10 protein-coding genes and 1 riboswitch are annotated in these 17688 nt (G+C 67.8%); all 10 genes read right to left on the bottom strand.

All coding sequences use genetic code 11. From position 1 onward, the window contains the following. Positions 1-12: 12 nt before the first annotated feature. The 10 genes from RF650_RS07035 to fdhD all read right to left on the bottom strand — a co-directional run bounded on the left by RF650_RS07035 (position 13) and on the right by fdhD (position 17687). Positions 13-1212, bottom strand: a complete 1200-nt coding sequence (locus RF650_RS07035) for a 4-hydroxybenzoate 3-monooxygenase (RefSeq protein ID WP_368814493.1) — start codon at positions 1210-1212, stop codon at positions 13-15. Between the two features lie 187 nt (positions 1213-1399). Further along, positions 1400-2176, bottom strand: coding sequence for an IclR family transcriptional regulator (locus RF650_RS07030; protein WP_368814492.1), 777 nt, complete (start codon positions 2174-2176; stop codon positions 1400-1402). Between the two features lie 268 nt (positions 2177-2444). Then, a complete protein-coding gene (locus RF650_RS07025; RefSeq protein WP_064845224.1) occupies positions 2445-6335 on the bottom strand; it encodes a DNA-directed RNA polymerase subunit beta' in 3891 nt (1296 codons plus the stop codon). A gap of 65 nt (positions 6336-6400) precedes the next feature. Then, entirely contained in the window at positions 6401-9910 is a 3510-nt protein-coding gene (rpoB, locus tag RF650_RS07020) for a DNA-directed RNA polymerase subunit beta (protein WP_131332461.1), read from the bottom strand. 239 nt (positions 9911-10149) lie between these two features. Further along, positions 10150-10893 carry an MBL fold metallo-hydrolase gene (locus tag RF650_RS07015; protein WP_098054410.1) on the bottom strand — a complete coding sequence of 248 codons (744 nt, stop codon included), beginning with the start codon at positions 10891-10893 and terminating at the stop codon, positions 10150-10152. 134 nt (positions 10894-11027) lie between these two features. Further along, entirely contained in the window at positions 11028-12173 is a 1146-nt protein-coding gene (gene gcvT / locus RF650_RS07010) for a glycine cleavage system aminomethyltransferase GcvT (protein WP_368814491.1), read from the bottom strand. Then, positions 12170-15073: an aminomethyl-transferring glycine dehydrogenase gene (gcvP, locus tag RF650_RS07005; protein WP_368814490.1), complete on the bottom strand. Its 2904-nt coding sequence runs from the start codon at positions 15071-15073 to the stop codon at positions 12170-12172. The genes gcvT and gcvP overlap by 4 nt, the downstream gene beginning before the upstream one ends. A 162-nt stretch (positions 15074-15235) precedes the next feature. After that, a riboswitch (glycine riboswitch) is annotated at positions 15236-15369 on the bottom strand. A gap of 158 nt (positions 15370-15527) precedes the next feature. Further along, positions 15528-15914, bottom strand: coding sequence for a 50S ribosomal protein L7/L12 (gene rplL / locus RF650_RS07000; RefSeq protein ID WP_131332458.1), 387 nt, complete (start codon positions 15912-15914; stop codon positions 15528-15530). Between the two features lie 122 nt (positions 15915-16036). Beyond that, on the bottom strand, positions 16037-16570 hold the full coding sequence (gene rplJ, locus RF650_RS06995) for a 50S ribosomal protein L10 (protein ID WP_035959878.1): 534 nt from the start codon (positions 16568-16570) through the stop codon (positions 16037-16039). Between the two features lie 280 nt (positions 16571-16850). Beyond that, entirely contained in the window at positions 16851-17687 is an 837-nt protein-coding gene (fdhD, locus tag RF650_RS06990) for a formate dehydrogenase accessory sulfurtransferase FdhD (RefSeq protein ID WP_064845229.1), read from the bottom strand. Between the last annotated feature and the right edge of the window lies 1 nt (position 17688).

Raw genomic sequence — 17688 nt, 5'->3', positions numbered from 1 at the left:
GGTCCGGTGTGCTCAGGTGCGGTCCTGCCAGCCGGTGTATGACTCGGCGAAGTAGCCCGAGCCGTACGTGGAGTTCGTGACGGTCTCGAACTCGCCCCGGCGGCGCTTCATGTTGAAGGGGTTCTCCCCCGGCTGGATGTGCATCAGGTTGGTGACCCAGTACGAGAAGTTCTGGGCTTTCCAGATCCGGTCCAGGGCCTTGGCGGAGTACCCGGCCAACCCGCGCTCGTCACCGGAACCGAAGAACTCGATGATCGCCGGCGCGAGCACCCGCACGTCGCAGAACGCGAGGTTCAGACCCTTGGCGCCCGTGGGCGGCACGGTGTGCCCGGCGTCCCCCACCAGGAACATGTTCCCGTAGCGCAGGGGCTCGCACACGTACGAGCGGAACGGCAGCACGGTTTTGTCGAAGATGGGCCCGCGCTGCAGCTGCAACCCGTCCGGGCCGTCGATGCGCCGCTGCAACTCGGTCCAGATCCGCTCGTCGTCCCAGTCGTCCACGTTCTCGTTGGGGTCGCACTGGAAGTACATGCGCTGCACGGTGTCGCTGCGCTGCGAGATCAACGCGAAACCGTACTGCGAGTTCGCGTAGATGAGCTCGGGGGCCGACGGCGGCGCTTCGCACAGGATCCCGAACCACGCGAACGGGTACTCGATGAAATTGTCCGTGCGCACGTCCTGCGGGATCTGACGCTTGCAGATGCCCTTGGAACCGTCCGCGCCCACGAGCAGGCGGCTACGGATCTCGAGCTTCTCGCCCTCCTTGGTGGTGCACAGCACCGTGGGCTGCTCCGTGGTCAGGTCCCGGACCTCGGTGTCCGTGACTTCCCAGCGCACGTCACCGCCGTCGCGCTCGCGCGCCGCCGCAAGATCCACAAAGACCTCGTTCTGGGGGTACAGCCACACGGAGTGACCCACGAGCTTGTGGAAGTCGATCCGACGGCTCTCGCCCTCGAAGCGCAGTACGGTGCCCTCGTGCTCGTGGCCGTGCGACAGCACGCGCCCGTCCACGCCGGTCTCGGCGAGCATCTGCACGGTCCCCGCTTCGAGGATGCCCGCGCGGTGGGTGTTAGCGATCTCGTCGTGGCTGCGTTTCTCCACGACCACGTTGTCGATCCCGGCCCGGTACAACAGGTGGGAGAGCATCAGTCCGGCGGGCCCCGCCCCCACGATGGCCACCTGGGTGTCGATGATCGTTCGCTCCTCGAGCATGTGTCCTCCTTGCGCACGTCGTGGGTCACATTATGTTGGAGCCACATGGCGCGTATCTCATTGATTCCGTTCAATGGGACGGGGTCGCGTCTGTGACGCGGGGTACGGCATGGCTGCGGCCGGTACGAGGCTCCCCGTTGCGCCGTGGGCGGAGGGGTTTCCCGCTAAGATCACCCACAAGAGGTTGTCAGAATGCCCCCAGGGCGCGGGAGATCCCGTGGCCGGCAACCCGTAACGTTTGCACGATGGCCGAGACGTCCGGATCCCGCATGTCGCTCAGGGGCAGCACCGCTCCTAGGGCCGCCGCGCGGTGCCCCGGGGGGACCTTGAGTGGGACCGCCACTCCCCCACTGCCCTCGTCGATGCGTTCGCGCTGGATCGCATAACCGCGCTCCGCGAAGACCCGCAGGTCCGCCGCGAAGCGTTCCTTGCCCACGAGGGCACCGCCCGGTTCGTCCGCGACCGCCCGCGCCGCGGCGGCGTCATGGTACTGCGCGATGAACTCGTCCGAACAGTGGCACAACAGGGCGAGACCCGTGGCCGAGCGGTGCAGTGGAAGGCGTCCGGCGACGATCGAGCGCAGTGGGACCGCCGAGTCACTCGCGGCGATCCGCTCGGCGAACAGGACGTCGTGGCCCTCGATCACCCCCACGTGCACGTGTTGGCGCAACACCGCGTGCACGTCCGACATGAACGGGATCGCGACCGCTGCGAGGTTCTCGGCGGATGCCGCGCGGGACGCGAGCTCCCATAACCGGGTCCCCACCCGGTAGGTCTGCGCGGAACCGGACTCGAGCCACCTCGCGCGCTTCATGTCCCCCAGGATCCGGTGCACCGTGGAGGATGGCAACCCGGTGGCCGCGCAGATCTCGCGGAAGGTCAGCTCGGGACGCGCGGGGCCGAACGCGTCCAGGACGCGATCGAACCGGGTGATCAGTGATTCACCGGACGCCGAGTTGGCCATGCTTCGCCTCCGTTCATGGCTCCCGCGAAAGCCGAACCGCGGGATCCTTGCCCGCTCCAGCCTACGACCCCGCGGCCGTGCCTCTCCCGGCACGAGGCTGCGGCGAGGGTGGCCGCGACCGGGACGAACGCGTTCGGGTCGGTCGCAACCGGGGCGCGGTGGCCGGGTACCGCGCCGTCGTCCGGAACGGGTCCGGGTACGCGAGAGCCCGGGTGGCCCTCCCCGAAGGGAAGCCCACCCGGGCTCTCAGATCACTCGCCTACTCGGCTCAGTGACCGCCGAAATCGTAGTCGTCCAGGGGGATCGCATGGAACTCGGAACCGAGCCCCCCGGCGTTCTCCTCGGCGTAGCTGAAATCGGTGAACGCGGAGGGATCCGTGAACATGGAGGCCTTGGCCTCCTCGGTGGGCTCCACGTCCACGCTGTTGTACCGCTCCAGACCGGTACCGGCGGGGATGAGCTTACCGATGATCACGTTCTCCTTCAGACCCAGAAGCGGATCCGACTTGCCCTCCATGGCGGCCTGCGTGAGCACACGGGTGGTCTCCTGGAAGGACGCGGCGGACAGCCACGAGTCCGTGGCCAGGGAGGCCTTGGTGATGCCCATGAGCTCCGGACGCCCGGCCGCGGGACGCTTGCCCTCCGCCACCGCGGCGCGGTTGGCCTCGAGGAAGCGCACGTTGTCCACCAGTTCACCCGGCAGCAACGAGGTGTCGCCGGACTCGATGATGGTCACGCGCCGCAGCATCTGGCGCACGATGACCTCCACGTGCTTGTCGTGGATGCCCACGCCCTGGGAGCGGTATACGCCCTGGACCTCATCCACGAGGTGCTTCTGCGCCTCACGAGGACCGCGGATACGCAGTACCTCCTTGGGGTCCACGGCACCGGTCACGAGCTGCTGACCGACCTCCACGTGATCGCCGTCCGCGACGAGCAGCTTGGCGCGGCGCAGCACCGGGTAGGCGAACTCCTCGTCACCGTTGTCCGGGACCACCACGATCTTCAGCGACTTGTCCGTGTCCTCGATGCGGATCCGGCCGGCCACCTCGGAGATTGGGGCCACGCCCTTGGGCGTGCGGGCCTCGAACAGCTCCTGGATACGGGGCAGACCCTGCGTGATGTCACCGTCCGAGGACGCCACACCACCGGTGTGGAACGTACGCATGGTCAGCTGGGTACCGGGCTCACCGATGGACTGGGCGGCCACGATGCCCACGGCCTCGCCGATGTCCACCAACTGGTTGGTGGCCAGCGAACGGCCGTAGCACGCGGCGCACACGCCCACGGCGGACTCGCACGTGAGGACCGAGCGCACGCGCACCTGGTCCACACCGGCGTTGTAGAGCTTGTTGATCATGGCGTCGGACATGTCCGCGCCCGCCTCGGCAAGCACTTCGCCGTTCTCGTCCGCCACGGCGCTGGCCAGCACGCGGCCGTGCACCGTGTTCTCGATGTCCTCGTGCAGCGTGCGCACACCGGTGTCGGTGATGTCCGCGAGCGGCAGGGTCAACCCGCGCACCGTCTGGCAATCGGACTCTCGCACGATCACGTCCTGCGAGACGTCCACCAGTCGACGGGTCAGGTAACCCGAGTTGGCGGTACGCAGAGCGGTGTCCGCGAGGCCCTTACGCGCACCGTGGGTCGCGATGAAGTACTCCAACACGGACAGGCCCTCACGGTAGGAGGACTTGATCGGTCGGGGCATGATCTCGCCCTTGGGGTTCGCCACCAGACCACGGATACCCGCGATCTGACGCACCTGCATCCAGTTACCACGTGCACCGGAGGAGACCATCCGGTTGATCGTGTTCCCGGCGGTCAGGTTGTTGCGCATGGCCTCGGCGACCTCATCGGTGGCCTTGGACCAGATGTCGATGAGCTCGGAGCGGCGCTCGTCGTCGTCGATCAGACCCTTGTCGTACTGGCCCTGGATCCGCGCGGCCTGCGCCTCGTAGCCCTCCATGATGGCGGGCTTCTCCGGCGGGGTGGCGATGTCCGAGATGGCCACGGTGACGCCCGATCGGGAAGCCCAGTGGAAGCCGGCGTCCTTGAGGTTGTCCAAGGTCTTGGCCACCTGGGTCATGGGGTAACGCTCTGCGAGGTCGTTCACGAGCGCGGACAGGTGCTTCTTGTCCGCGACGTTCTCGTCCCACGGGTAGTCGGCAGGCAGCGTCTCGTTGAACAGCACGCGACCAAGCGTGGTCTCCACGACGGCGGGCTGACCTTGCTCCCAGCCCTCGGGCGCTTCCCACCCGGCGTACGGCACGAAGTCCTCGAGCTCGATCTTGCAGCGCGAGTTCAGGTGCAGCTCACCGGAGTCCGCGGCCATGATGGCCTCGGCCACGGAGGAGTAGCTGTTGCCCTCCCCGGCCCAACCCTCACGCACGGTGGTGAGGTGGTACAGGCCGATGATCATGTCCTGCGAGGGCAGGGCGATCGGCTTGCCGTCCGAGGGCTTGAGGATGTTGTTCGAGGACAGCATCAGCACACGCGCCTCGGCCTGCGCCTCCGGAGACAGCGGCAGGTGCACGGCCATCTGGTCACCGTCGAAGTCGGCGTTGAACGCGCCGCACACGAGCGGGTGCAGCTGGATGGCCTTGCCCTCCACGAGCTGCGGCTCGAACGCCTGGATGCCCAGACGGTGCAGGGTCGGTGCGCGGTTGAGCAGCACGGGGTGCTCCGTGATGACCTCTTCCAACACGTCCCACACCTGCGGGCGGTAGCGCTCCACCATCCGCTTGGCGGACTTGATGTTCTGCGCGTGGTTGAGGTCCACGAGGCGCTTCATCACGAAGGGCTTGAACAGCTCCAACGCCATCTGCTTGGGCAGCCCGCACTGGTGCAGCTTGAGCTGCGGGCCCACCACGATCACGGAACGACCGGAGTAGTCCACGCGTTTGCCCAGCAGGTTCTGACGGAAGCGGCCCTGCTTGCCCTTGAGCATGTCGGACAGCGACTTCAGCGCACGGTTGCCGGGGCCCGTGACCGGGCGACCGCGGCGGCCGTTGTCGAACAGCGAGTCCACGGCCTCCTGGAGCATGCGCTTCTCGTTGTTCACGATGATCTCGGGCGCACCGAGGTCCAACAGCCGCTTGAGGCGGTTGTTGCGGTTGATCACACGACGGTAGAGGTCGTTGAGATCGGACGTCGCGAAGCGGCCGCCGTCCAGCTGGACCATGGGGCGCAGTTCCGGCGGGATGACCGGGACGGCGTCCAGGACCATGCCGAGCGGCGAGTTGTCCGTGGTCAGGAACGCGTTGACAACCTTGAGACGCTTGAGCGCACGGGTCTTGCGCTGGCCCTTGCCAGTGGCGATGGTCTCGCGCAGGGCCTCGGCCTCGGCAGCGAGGTCGAAAGTCTCGAGGCGCTTCTTGATGGACTCGGCGCCCATGGAGCCCTCGAAGTACATGCCGTAGCGGTCCACCATCTGGCGGTACAGGGCCTCGTCGCCCTCGAGGTCGTTGACCTTGAGGTTCTTGAAGCGGTCCCAGACCTTCTCGAGGTAGTCGATCTCGCGATCGGCGCGCTTGCGCACGTTCGCCATCTGGCGGTCCGCGGAGTCGCGCAGCTTGCGCTTCTCGGCGGCCTTGCCACCCTCTTCCTCGACGCGCGCGAGATCGTTCTCGAGGTCACGGGCGATCGCGTTGATGTCCGCGTCGCGGGTGTCCTCGAGCTGCTTCTTCTCACGGTCGATCGCGGCCTGCAGGTTGGGCAGGTCGTCGTGACGGGCCTGCTCGTCCACGGACGTGATCATGTACGCCGCGAAGTAGATGACCTTCTCGAGGTCCTTCGGGGCGAGGTCCAGCAGGTATCCCAAGCGCGAGGGCACGCCCTTGAAGTACCAGATGTGGGTCACGGGAGCGGCGAGCTCGATGTGACCCATGCGCTCACGACGCACTTTGGCGCGCGTGACCTCCACGCCGCAGCGCTCGCAGATGATGCCCTTGTAGCGCACACGCTTGTACTTACCGCAGTAGCACTCCCAGTCCCGGGTGGGGCCGAAGATCTTCTCGCAGAACAAGCCGTCCTTCTCGGGCTTGAGCGTGCGGTAGTTGATGGTCTCGGGCTTCTTGACCTCGCCGTAGGACCAGCCGCGGATCTGATCCGCGGTCGCGAGGCCGATACGCATGAGGCCCAGTGAAGAATCGTTGGACATAAGGTCCTGTCCCTCTTTCTAAAATCCTGAAGTGTGTTCGGGCTGATCGATGAACGAAAGGGGTCTCAGACCTCTTCGACCGAGCTGGGCTCGGAGTGGGAGAGGTCGATACCGAGTTCGTCCGCAGCCCGGAAGCTGTCGTCCTCGGAATCACGCATTTCCACCGCGTTACCGTCCGCGGAGAGGACCTCCACGTTCAGGCACAGGGACTGCATTTCCTTGATGAGCACCTTGAAGGATTCGGGCACACCCGGTTCAGGGATGTTCTCGCCCTTGACGATCGCCTCGTACACCTTGACGCGGCCGTGGACGTCGTCCGACTTGACGGTGAGCAGTTCCTGCAGGGTGTAGGCCGCGCCGTACGCTTCGAGCGCCCACACCTCCATCTCACCGAAACGCTGACCGCCGAACTGCGCCTTACCGCCCAGCGGCTGCTGGGTGATCATGGAGTACGGGCCGGTGGAGCGCGCGTGGATCTTGTCGTCCACCAGGTGGTGGAGCTTCAAGATGTACTGGTAGCCCACGGACACGGGGTCCGGGAACGGCTGACCGGAACGGCCGTCGTAGAGCTTGGCCTTGCCGGAACGCCCGATCAGGCGGTCACCGTCCCGCGTGGGGTTGGTGTGGTCCAGCAGGTCGAAGATCTCGTCCTCGCGCGCGCCGTCGAACACCGGGGTGGCCACGTTAGTGGGGCCGGTGGACTTCGGGAAGTTGCTCAGACCGTGCAGCCACTCGGGGTCGCCCTCGATGTTCCAGCCCTGCTTGGCGAGCCAACCGGTGTGGACCTCGAGCACCTGGCCCAGGTTCATACGACCGGGCACGCCCAGCGGGTTCAGGATCACGTCCACGGGGGTGCCGTCCTCCATGAACGGCATGTCCTCGATGGGCAGGATCTTGGAGATGACGCCCTTGTTGCCGTGACGACCGGCGAGCTTGTCGCCGTCCGTGATCTTGCGCTTCTGCGCCACGTACACGCGCACGACCTGGTTGACGCCGGCCGGGAGGTCGTCGTCCTCGTCGTCGCGGTCGAACACGCGCACACCGATCACGGTGCCGGACTCGCCGTGGGGAACCTTGAGGGAGGTGTCACGGACCTCGCGGGACTTCTCACCGAAGATCGCGCGCAGCAGCCGCTCCTCCGGGGTCAGTTCGGTCTCGCCCTTGGGCGTGACCTTACCCACGAGGATGTCACCGGCCTGGACCTCGGCACCGATGTGGATGATGCCGCGCTCGTCCAGGGCGGAGAGCACCTCTTCCGACACGTTGGGGATGTCACGGGTGATCTCCTCGGCACCGAGCTTGGTGTCGCGGGCGTCGATCTCGTGCTCCTCGATGTGGATGGACGTCAGGACGTCCTCGGAGACCATGCGCTGGGACAGGATGATGGCGTCCTCGTAGTTGAGGCCTTCCCAGGACATGTACGCGATCAGCAGGTTCTTGCCCAGTGCGAGTTCACCGTGGTCGGTGGAGGGCCCGTCCGCGATCACGGTGCGGGGCTCCACGCGGTCACCCTCGGAGACGATCACGCGCTGGTTGTACGTGTTGCCCGGGTTCGAGCGCACGAACTTGTTGATCGGGTAGAGCTTGGTGGTGCCGTCGTCGTTCAGGACGGTCACGAGGTCCGCGGAGACTTCCTCGACCACGCCGGACTTGGTGGCCAACACCGAGTCGCCGGCGTCCAGGGCCGCGTAGCGCTCCATACCAGTGCCCACGAGTGGCGCCTCGGACGTGAGCAGCGGCACGGCCTGACGCTGCATGTTGGCGCCCATGAGCGCGCGGTTGGCGTCGTCGTGCTCGAGGTACGGGATCAGGGCGGTGGCCACCGACACCATCTGGCGCGGGGACACGTCCATGAACTCGATGTCCGTGGGGGCCACGAGCACCGCTTCACCCGAGCCGTCGGAGGCACGCGCGAGGACGGCGTCCTCGGCGAAGCGACCGTCGTCGGTCAACGGAGCGTTGGCCTGCGCAATGGTGAGCCCGCGCTCGTCGTCCGCGGTGAGGTAGACGACGTCGTTGGTTACGGTGCCGTCCACGACGCGGCGGTAGGGCGTCTCGATGAAACCGAACGGGTTGATCCGCGCGTAGGTCGCGAGCGAACCGATCAGACCGATGTTCGAGCCTTCCGGCGTCTCGATCGGGCACATGCGGCCGTAGTGCGAGGGGTGCACGTCACGGACCTCCATGCCCGCGCGATCGCGGGAGAGGCCACCGGGACCCAGCGCGGATAGACGACGCTTGTGCGTGAGGCCCGCGAGCGGGTTGTTCTGGTCCATGAACTGCGACAGCTGGGAGGTCCCGAAGAACTCCTTGATCGCGGCCACGACCGGGCGGATGTTGATCAGGGTCTGCGGCGTGATCGCCTCGACGTCCTGGGTGGTCATCCGCTCGCGCACCACGCGCTCCATGCGGGACAGACCCGTGCGGATCTGGTTCTCGATCAGCTCGCCCACCGCGCGGATGCGACGGTTGCCGAAGTGGTCGATGTCGTCCACGTCCACGTGGATCTCACGGGCCTCGCCGTCACGCGTACCGGGCATGGTGGAGCCGCCGTCGTGCAGGGTCACGAGGTAGCGAATCATGGCGACGATGTCGTCGAGGGACAGCACCGAGGCGTCCGAGTCCGTGAACGGCTTGTCCAGACCGAGCTTGCGGTTGAGCTTGTAGCGGCCCACCTTGGCGAGGTCGTAGCGCTTGGGGTTGAAGTACATGTTGTCCAGAAGGGACTGGGCGGCGTCCACCGTGGGCGGCTCCCCCGGGCGCAACTTGCGGTAGATGTCCAGCAGCGCCTCCTCGCGGGTCTCCGTAGTGTCCTTCTCCAGCGTCGCGCGGATGGAGTCGAACTCGCCGAACTCCTCGAGGATCTTGGACTCGGTCCAGCCCAGCGCCTTGAGCAGCACGGTCACGGACTGCTTGCGCTTGCGGTCCAGGCGCACACCCACCTGATCGCGCTTGTCGATCTCGAGCTCGAACCACGCACCGCGGGACGGGATGATCTTGGCGGAGTAGATGTCCTTGTCGGACGTGCGGTCCTGGCCCTTCTCGAAGTAGGCACCCGGGGAACGCACGAGCTGGGAGACGACGACGCGCTCGGAGCCGTTGATCACAAACGTGCCCTTGTCGGTCATCAGGGGGAAGTCGCCCATGAACACGGTCTGCTGCTTGATCTCGCCCGTGTTGTTGTTCATGAACTCGGCCTTGACGTACAGCGGGGCCGAGAAGGTCGCGTCGCGGTCCTTGCACTCGACCATTGTGTACTTGGGGTCGTAGAACTCCGGCTCGGAGAAGGACAGGGACATGGTGCCCTGGAAGTCCTCGATCGGGGAGATCTCCTCGAAGATGTCGGACAGACCGGAGGTCGTGGGAACGCTGGTGTCACCCGTCTCCTGGGCTTCGACCACGCGTGCCTGCCAGCGCTCGTTGCCGACCAGCCGATCGAAGCTGTCGGTCTGCAGAGCGAGCAGGTTGGGGACGTCCAGCGGTTCGTGGATCTTCGCGAAGGAAACGCGGCGAGGAGTGTTATCACTCGTGGGGTGGTTGGCGGAGACGTTCGTATCGGTGCTCGAGGCGACCAAGATGTGATCCTTCCACAGACATGCAGTGAATACGCGAGGTTCCCGGGGAGAGAAAAAGGGGCCGGTTTTCGATGCTCGTCGACAACCGCCCCTGCGGCGCCCACCGCTATATGAAGGCACGCATGTATAAGGGACAACGCAAAGTACTAGCTTAGGCGAACTGCGCCCGTTTGTCCACACCGGTGCTGGACGAAATCCCGTCCGGGCCGTAAGATGCCCGCCCCTCGGGCGGCGCACCCTCAGGCGACCCCGTTCTCCCGGGCCAGTTCGACGGCGCGTCCCACGCCTTCACGCCACGGGTCGCCGTGTCCGGGCAGCACCAGGGTGGCTCCCGTGACCTCGAGTGCGGCGAGGGATTCCACGGCCATCGCGCTGTCCGCGGTGGCGGCGCGAGCCACGATGCGGGGGCCCGTGAGACCCGAGTAGGGGTCCAGGGTCACGAGCGCGTCCCCCGATATCACGGCGTCCGCTGTGGGGACGTACAGCGCGCAGTGCCCGTACGTGTGGCCCGCGGTGAACACGACCCGCGGGCGGCCCGGGACGGGGACGGTCTCCCCCGCGGTCAGCTCGCGGGTCACGGTCACGCCCCGCACCATTGCGGCGCCACCGGCGATCATGGACGCGAGGATCGGCACGGCGCGCGGGTGACGCAGCGGGTAGACGGCCGTGGGGTTCTCGTGCGCGTAGCTGTAAGGGTGTGCCGCGAGGTGCTTGTCCCGCTGGTGGGCGTAAACGGGAATCCCGAGCCGGTCCACGAGTTTCGCGGCGACCCCCACGTGGTCGAAGTGCGCATGGGTCAACACGAGCGCTTTGATGTCCTCCGGGGCGTGGCCGAGTTCGCGCACGGCCCACCCGAGTTCGTTCCACACCCTGGGCAGACCGGCGTCCACGACCGTGAGGCCGTCCGAGTCCTCCAGGACATAGCAGTTCACGTTGTGGTTCTGGATCATATGGATCCCGGGGGCGGCGTCGCGCAGGAACACGGCGTTCTCCTTGTCCGTCCCGCCCTGATCACACGGGGCGGGACCCTCACCGGCCCGCGCGGTCCTCGGAACGTGCACGGCGGAGCGGGCCTGCCTAGAGACTACTCCGGGCGGCTCGCTCCCCACACCACCCTTCAGGACCGCTTGTAGAAGGGCAGCGCGGTGCGCGTGACCTCCACGGCGCGCCCGCGTGCGTCCTGGACGCTCACCTCACCGGCGTCGATCCCGTCGACGGCGTCCGTGGCCACGAGCGCCATGGCCACCGGCTTGCCCAGCGTGGGCGAGGGCAGCCCGCTCGTCACCTCACCCACGGTGCGCTCCCCCACGTGCACGGTGTAGCCCGCGCGCACGGGTTTGCGACCCAGGCCCTCCAGACCGATGAGGGTGCGTTCGGGCGTGCCTTCCAGCATCGCCCCGAGCACGTCCCCGCCAACCGTGGTGGTGCCGGCCTCCGCCTTCCTGCGCAGGGCGATCTCCACGAGCTTGCCGAGTCCCGCTTCGACCGGGGTGATCTCCGTGGACAGTTCGTGACCGTACAGCGGCATCCCGGCCTCGAGCCGCAGGGAGTCGCGCGCCGCGAGACCCGCCGCTCCCACGGGGGCCTCCTCCGTGCCGAGCTCGGCCGCGGTCGCCAGGAGCGCGTCCCACAGCACGGGCGCGTCCTGGTTGTCGCAGTACAGTTCGAAACCGTCCTCGCCCGTGTACCCGGTGCGGGCCACGAGCACGGCCACGTCCGCGCAGCGTGCGCGCACGCACGCGTAGTACTTCAGCGCGGCGACGTCCTCGGCCGGTTCCAAGCGTGTGGCCTCGAGCACCTCGAGGGCGCGCGGACCCTGGACGGCGATCAGCGACGTCGCCGGACCGTTGTCCGTGACGCGCACGTCGAAGCCCTGGGCGCGCTCCTGGAGCGCACGCACGACCGTCTCCTGGTTGCCCGCGTTCGGCACCACGAGGTACTCGTCCTCGTCCGTACGGTAGGTAATGAGGTCGTCCAGGATCCTGCCCTGTTCGTCCACGATGATCGAGTACTTGGCGCGGCCCACCGTGAGCCCGGAGAGCACACTCACGAGGGCGTAGTCCAGGAACGCGCCGGCCTGCGGACCCGAGACCGAGACCTCCCCCATGTGGGACAGGTCGAAGATCCCGGCGCCGCGGCGCACCGCGTGGTGCTCGGCGGTGTCGCTCGCGTAGCGCACGGGCATGGTCCAGCCACCGAAGTCGGTGAACCGCGCCCCCAACCGCTCGTGGGCCTCGTACAGTGCGGTGTGCTGCTCGCTCATCGAGTCTCCCCCTGTGCTACTGCTGCGGTGTTGTACGCGGCGTCGAACGCCTCGATGGGCGGGCACTCGCACACGAGGTTGCGGTCCCCCGCGGCGTTGTCGATCCGGCCCACGGGGGGCCAGTACTTGACCCGGCGCAGGGACGCGACCGGGTAGGCGGCCTGCGAGCGCGGGTAGGCGCGCTGCCACTCGTCCGCGGTGAGCACTTGGGCGGTGTGCGGGGCGTTGCGGATCACGGAGTCCTCGAGGGACACGGTGCCGTCCGCGATCTCCTGCATCTCCGCGTGGATCGTGCGCATCGCGGCGATGAACCGGTCCTGCTCCTCGAGGCCCTCGGACTCGGTGGGCTCGACCATCAGGGTCCCGGCGACCGGGAACGCGAGCGTGGGCGCGTGGAATCCGAAGTCCACGAGGCGCTTGCACACGTCCTCAGCCGTGACGCCGGAGGCCTTGGTCATGGGCCGCAGGTCCAGGATGCACTCGTGGGCCACGAGCCCGCCGTCCCCGGTGTACAGCGTGGGGAACACGTCCGCGAGCGCGCGGGAGATGTAGTTGGCCCCGAGCACCGCGGTGCGCGTGGACTCGGTCAGCCCCTGCGCGCCCGTCATGGCGATGTACATCCACGTGATGGGCAGAACCCCCGCGGAACCGTAGGGAGCCTGCGCCACGGGGAAGCCCGCGCCGTGCTCGTCCAGGTCCGCGTCCGCCGGGTTGCCCGGCAGGTACGGCACGAGGTGTTCGGCCACGGCCACGGGACCCACACCGGGCCCGCCGCCGCCGTGCGGGATGCAGAAGGTCTTGTGCAGGTTCAGGTGGGAGACGTCCCCGCCGAAGCGGCCGGGCCGTGCCAGCCCCATGAGCGCGTTGAGGTTCGCGCCGTCCACGTAGACCTGACCACCGGCGTCGTGTACCGCGGCGCACACCTCGGTGATGTCCGTGTCGTAGACGCCGTGGGTCGAGGGGTAGGTGACCATGATGCCCGCGAGCTCGTCCCCCACCGCCTCGATCTTGGCCGTGAGGTCCGCCTGATCGATCGTGCCGTCCGCGGCGGTCGCCACGACCACGACCTTGAGGTCCGCGAGCACGGCCGACGCCGCGTTGGTCCCATGCGCGGAGGACGGGATGAGGATCGTCTTGCGCTGACCCTCGCCGCGGGCCAGCTGGTACCGCCGGATGGCCAGCAGACCCGCGAGTTCACCCTGCGAACCGGCGTTGGGCTGCACGGACACCGCCGCGTAGCCGGTGATCTCCGCGAGCCATGTCTGCAACTGCTCGATCAGTTCGGTCCAGCCCCGGGTCTGATCCGCAGGGGCCAACGGGTGGATACTCGCGAACTCGGGCCACGAGATGGGTTCCATCTCCGCCGCCGCGTTGAGCTTCATGGTGCACGAGCCCAGCGGGATCATGGTGCGGTCCAGCGCCAGGTCCTTGTCGGAGAGTTCGCGCAGCCACCGCATGAGCGAGGTCTCGGAGCGGTGCGTGTGGAAGACCGGGTGGGTCATGTACTCGTCCGTGCGCAGCCACTCGTCCGGCAGTGCGTCCGCGCTCGCGGCTTCCCCGGAGTCCGAGGTGCGCGCGCCGCACGCCTCGGACACCGCGGTGAGCACGTCCTGGACGTCCCGCTGCGTATGGGGTTCACCGAAGCTCACGCCCACCGTGTCCTGGTCGATGCGGCGGAGGTTGATCCCGCGGTCCGCGGCCGCGGCCACGATGCCGTCCGCCCGGCCCGGCGCGGAGAAGGTCACGGTGTCGAAGAACCGCTCATGGGCGACGTCGATCCCGCGCTCCCGCAACCCGGCGGCGAGCTCCGTGGCGAGACCGTGCAGCCGCTCGGCGAGGGCGCGCAGTGCGACGGGACCGTGGTGCACCGCGTAGGCCGCGGCCACGATCGCGAGCAGGGCCTGCGCCGTGCAGATGTTGGAGGTCGCCTTCTCGCGTCGGATGTGCTGCTCACGTGTCTGCAGCGCGAGCCGGTACGCGGGTGCGCCCGAGGAATCGGTGGACACCCCCACGATGCGCCCCGGCAGGGAGCGTTCGGTACCCTTGCGGGTCGCCATGAACGCGGCGTGCGGGCCCCCGAAGAACAGGGGCACCCCGAAGCGCTGGGCCGAACCGACCGCGATGTCCGCGCCCAGCTCACCCGGGCTGCGCAGCATGGTCAAGGCGAGCAGGTCGGTGCTCACGGTCACGAGCGCGCCCGCCTCGTGCGCGGCGTCGATCACCGCGGTGGGATCCGTGACGTCCCCGTCCGCACCGATCTGCGCGACGACGACGCCGAAGACGTCACCCTCCGAGACCGCCCGCGCGGCGGCGTCGGGATCACCGAGGTCCGCCGTGACAAGCTCGATACCCGCGGCACGGGTGCGGCCCGTGAGCACGGCGAGGGTCTGGGGCAGGCTGCGGCTGTCCACGAGCACGCGCAGGCTCTTGGATCGGCGGTTGGCGCGGCGCATCATGAGCACGGCCTCGGCCACGGCGGAGGACTCGTCCAGAAGGGACGCGTTGGCCACCTCGAGGCCGGTGAGGTCGATCACCGCGTTCTGGAACGTGAGCAGCAACTCGAGCCGGCCTTGGGAGATCTCGGGCTGGTACGGCGTGTAGGACGTGTAGAACCCGGGGTTCTCCAGGATGTTGCGTCGGATCGCGGCGGGCGTCACGGTGTCGTGGTAGCCCTGCCCGATCATCTGGCGCATCACGGTGTTGCGCGCAGCGATCGAGCGCAGGGCCGCGAGGGCCTCGGGCTCGTCAAGGGGTTCCGGCAGGTCCAGGGCGTCCCGGACACGGATGCTCTCGGGGACGGCGCGGTCGATCAGTTCGTCGAGGCTGGCTACCCCCACGGTGCGGAGCATGACGGCCATGTCATCGGCGTCGGGGCCGATGTGGCGTGACAGGAAGGACATACGAGGGTCTCCTGGGCTGCTTGTGGGCGCGCGAGGGCCCGGTGAGTCCTCCCCGCTCTGTATCGCAACCTGAGAGATTTCGCCGGCGGGCGCAGCAACTCGCGCCCGTCGACCTGCCCCGTCGGTGCTCTCCCCGTGACAGGGGTGAGCTCTTCAGAGTGGCCCGGTGCGGCGGTACGGGTGCCTGAGAGATTCCCGGGGAGGGTTTGCTCCTTCGGCGATGGCGCGATGCACGCGGTACCGGTACACGTGGTTCCGGCTCACGAGGATCCGCCATGCTCTCCCGCCGTACGGTGACGGCCAGATGGTCACACATAGTTTCGCACATCACACCGCTACGGGGAATGCGCGAAACCCCGCACCGATCATCGGTGCGGGGTTTCGCGGTGATGTCGTGCCGAACGAACCCGGGGGTCACGTCACGGGACACGGCGGGCGCACGAGGCGCCGTGGATCACTTGACGGTGACGGTGGCGCCGGCGCCCTCGAGGGCTTCCTTCGCCTTGTCAGCGGCTTCCTTGGTGGCGCCTTCGAGGACGGCCTTGGGAGCGCTGTCCACGAGGTCCTTGGCTTCCTTCAGGCCCAGGGAGGTCAGGCCGCGAACTTCCTTGATGACCTGGATCTTCTTGTCACCGGCGGATTCGAGGATGACGTCGAACTCGGTCTTCTCCTCCTCGGCCGCACCGGCGTCGCCGCCGGCGGGAGCGGCACCGGCCACGGCCACGGGGGCGGCAGCGGTGACGTCGAAGGTCTCCTCGAACGCCTTCACGAACTCGGACAGCTCGATGAGGGACAGTTCCTTGAAGGCCTCGATGAGTTCTTCGGTGGTCAGCTTAGCCATGGTATTGGCTCCTTACTTGTACGTGGTGCCGGTGCTGGTGGCGCCGGCTAGGTGTGCGTGGGAAGAACACGGGTGTTTCCCGGGCACTCGCCCGGGACCCCGCAACCGGGTCCCCGAAGGGATCAGGCGGCGTTCTCGCCCTGTTCGTCCAGCTTGGCGCGCAGGGCCTCGGCGGTGCGCACGGTCTTGGACAGCGGGGCCTGGAACAGCGCAGCGGCCTTGGACATCGACGCCTTGGCGGCGCCGGCGACCTTGGCCAGCAGAACCTCGCGGGACTCGAGGTCCGCGAGCTTCTTGATCTCGGACTCGTCCATCGCGACGCCATCCAGGTAACCGCCCTTGACGACCAACTGGGGGTTGTCCTTGGCGAAGTCACGCAGACTCTTGGCGGCCTCGACGGCGTCACCGGAGACGAACGCGATGGCCGAGGGGCCCGTGAGCTTGCCCTCGAACGCGTCGATACCGGACTCGCGAGCCGCGATGGCGGTGAGCGTGTTCTTCACCACGGCGTATTCGGCGTTCTCACCGAGGGAACGGCGCAGCGTCTTCAGCTGAGCCACGGTGAGACCGCGGTACTCCGTCAGGACGGCAGCGTGCGAGTTGGAGAAGAATTCCTTCAACTCCGCAACCGCGGCAGCCTTTTCAGGATTCGCCATGGTGCTCCTTCCTTACATGTGGGTGCCGGCCCGCGTCCCGTACGAGGACACGAAAAAAGCCCCGCGCAGATGCCCGGGGCTCGAGACCACGCCCTGATCACACGCATGAAAATGCGTGTTTTGAGGAGCGGGATTCGTGCTGGTTCACCTGCGCTGGACGGTTCACGTTTCCGAGAACCTCTTAGATCGCGCGTACCGGGGCACGCGTGATGACCGGCGGTCTTTGGTACATCCATCGTACCCCAGGGCGCGGGTGCCCATCAAATCGTCAGGGCCCGGTTCACTCCCCCGTGATGCGCTCCGGGTGGGTGTAGACGTTGCACCGACCCTTGCGGTTGAACCCCACGACCGTGACCCCGCGCTCCCGCCCGTGGGTCACGGCGAGTGCGGAGGGTGCGCTGACCGCGGAGAGCACGGGGATCCCGGCCATGGCGGCCTTGCTCACAAGCTCGAACGACGCCCGAGCGGAGACCTGCAGGACCGCTTCGTGCAGCGGCAGCAGTCCTCGCTGCACCGCCCACCCGATGACCTTGTCCACGGCGTTGTGCCGGCCCACGTCCTCCCGGACCACGAGGGGTTCGTCCCGGCCCACGGGGAACAGCGCCGCCGCGTGCACCCCGCCCGTGGCGGAGAAGACCCGCTGGTGTTCCCGCAACTCATCCGGCAGGGACACGAGCCGCGCCGCCGTGACGAGTGGACGCGGGTGCGCCACGGGGTACGCGGAGGACTTGACCACCCCGTCCAACGACGGCGTGCCGCACACCCCGCACGACGAGGATGTGAACACCTGGCGCTGGGCGTCCGCGCGCGGCCCCGGGGCCGCCGGTGCGAGCCGGACGTCCACCACGTTGTACGTGCGGTGCCCGTCCTGGTCCACGCCCGAGCGGTAGTCCATCTTCACGATGTGCGAGACCTCCGTGATCACGGCCTCGCTCAGCAGCAGCCCCGTCACGAGTTCGAAGTCGTCCCCGGGTGTGCGCATGGTCACGGTGAACTGTTGCCCGTTCAGCCGGATCTCCAGGGGTTCCTCCCCCGCCAGCCGGTCCGGCCCCGCGCGCACTTCCCCGTGGGCGTCGAACGTGCGCACGCGGGCGGGGACGATGATCCGAGCGGCCATC

Origin of the sequence: Kocuria sp. CPCC 205297, from assembly GCF_040981035.1 — a bacterium.
GTDB lineage: Bacteria > Actinomycetota > Actinomycetes > Actinomycetales > Micrococcaceae > Kocuria > Kocuria marina.
This window is presented reverse-complemented; position numbering and strand designations above follow the sequence as displayed.

Excerpts from the sequence above, each read along its gene's own strand:
- RF650_RS07035 (WP_368814493.1), bottom strand. The coding sequence starts at position 1,212 with ATGCTCGAGGAGCGAACGATCATCGACACCCAGGTGGCCATCGTGGGG.
- RF650_RS07030 (WP_368814492.1), bottom strand. The coding sequence starts at position 2,176 with ATGGCCAACTCGGCGTCCGGTGAATCACTGATCACCCGGTTCGATCGC.
- RF650_RS07025 (WP_064845224.1), bottom strand. The coding sequence starts at position 6,335 with ATGTCCAACGATTCTTCACTGGGCCTCATGCGTATCGGCCTCGCGACC.
- gcvT (WP_368814491.1), bottom strand. The coding sequence starts at position 12,173 with ATGAGCGAGCAGCACACCGCACTGTACGAGGCCCACGAGCGGTTGGGG.
- gcvP (WP_368814490.1), bottom strand. The coding sequence starts at position 15,073 with ATGTCCTTCCTGTCACGCCACATCGGCCCCGACGCCGATGACATGGCC.
- rplL (WP_131332458.1), bottom strand. The coding sequence starts at position 15,914 with ATGGCTAAGCTGACCACCGAAGAACTCATCGAGGCCTTCAAGGAACTG.
- rplJ (WP_035959878.1), bottom strand. The coding sequence starts at position 16,570 with ATGGCGAATCCTGAAAAGGCTGCCGCGGTTGCGGAGTTGAAGGAATTC.
- fdhD (WP_064845229.1), bottom strand. The coding sequence starts at position 17,687 with ATGGCCGCTCGGATCATCGTCCCCGCCCGCGTGCGCACGTTCGACGCC.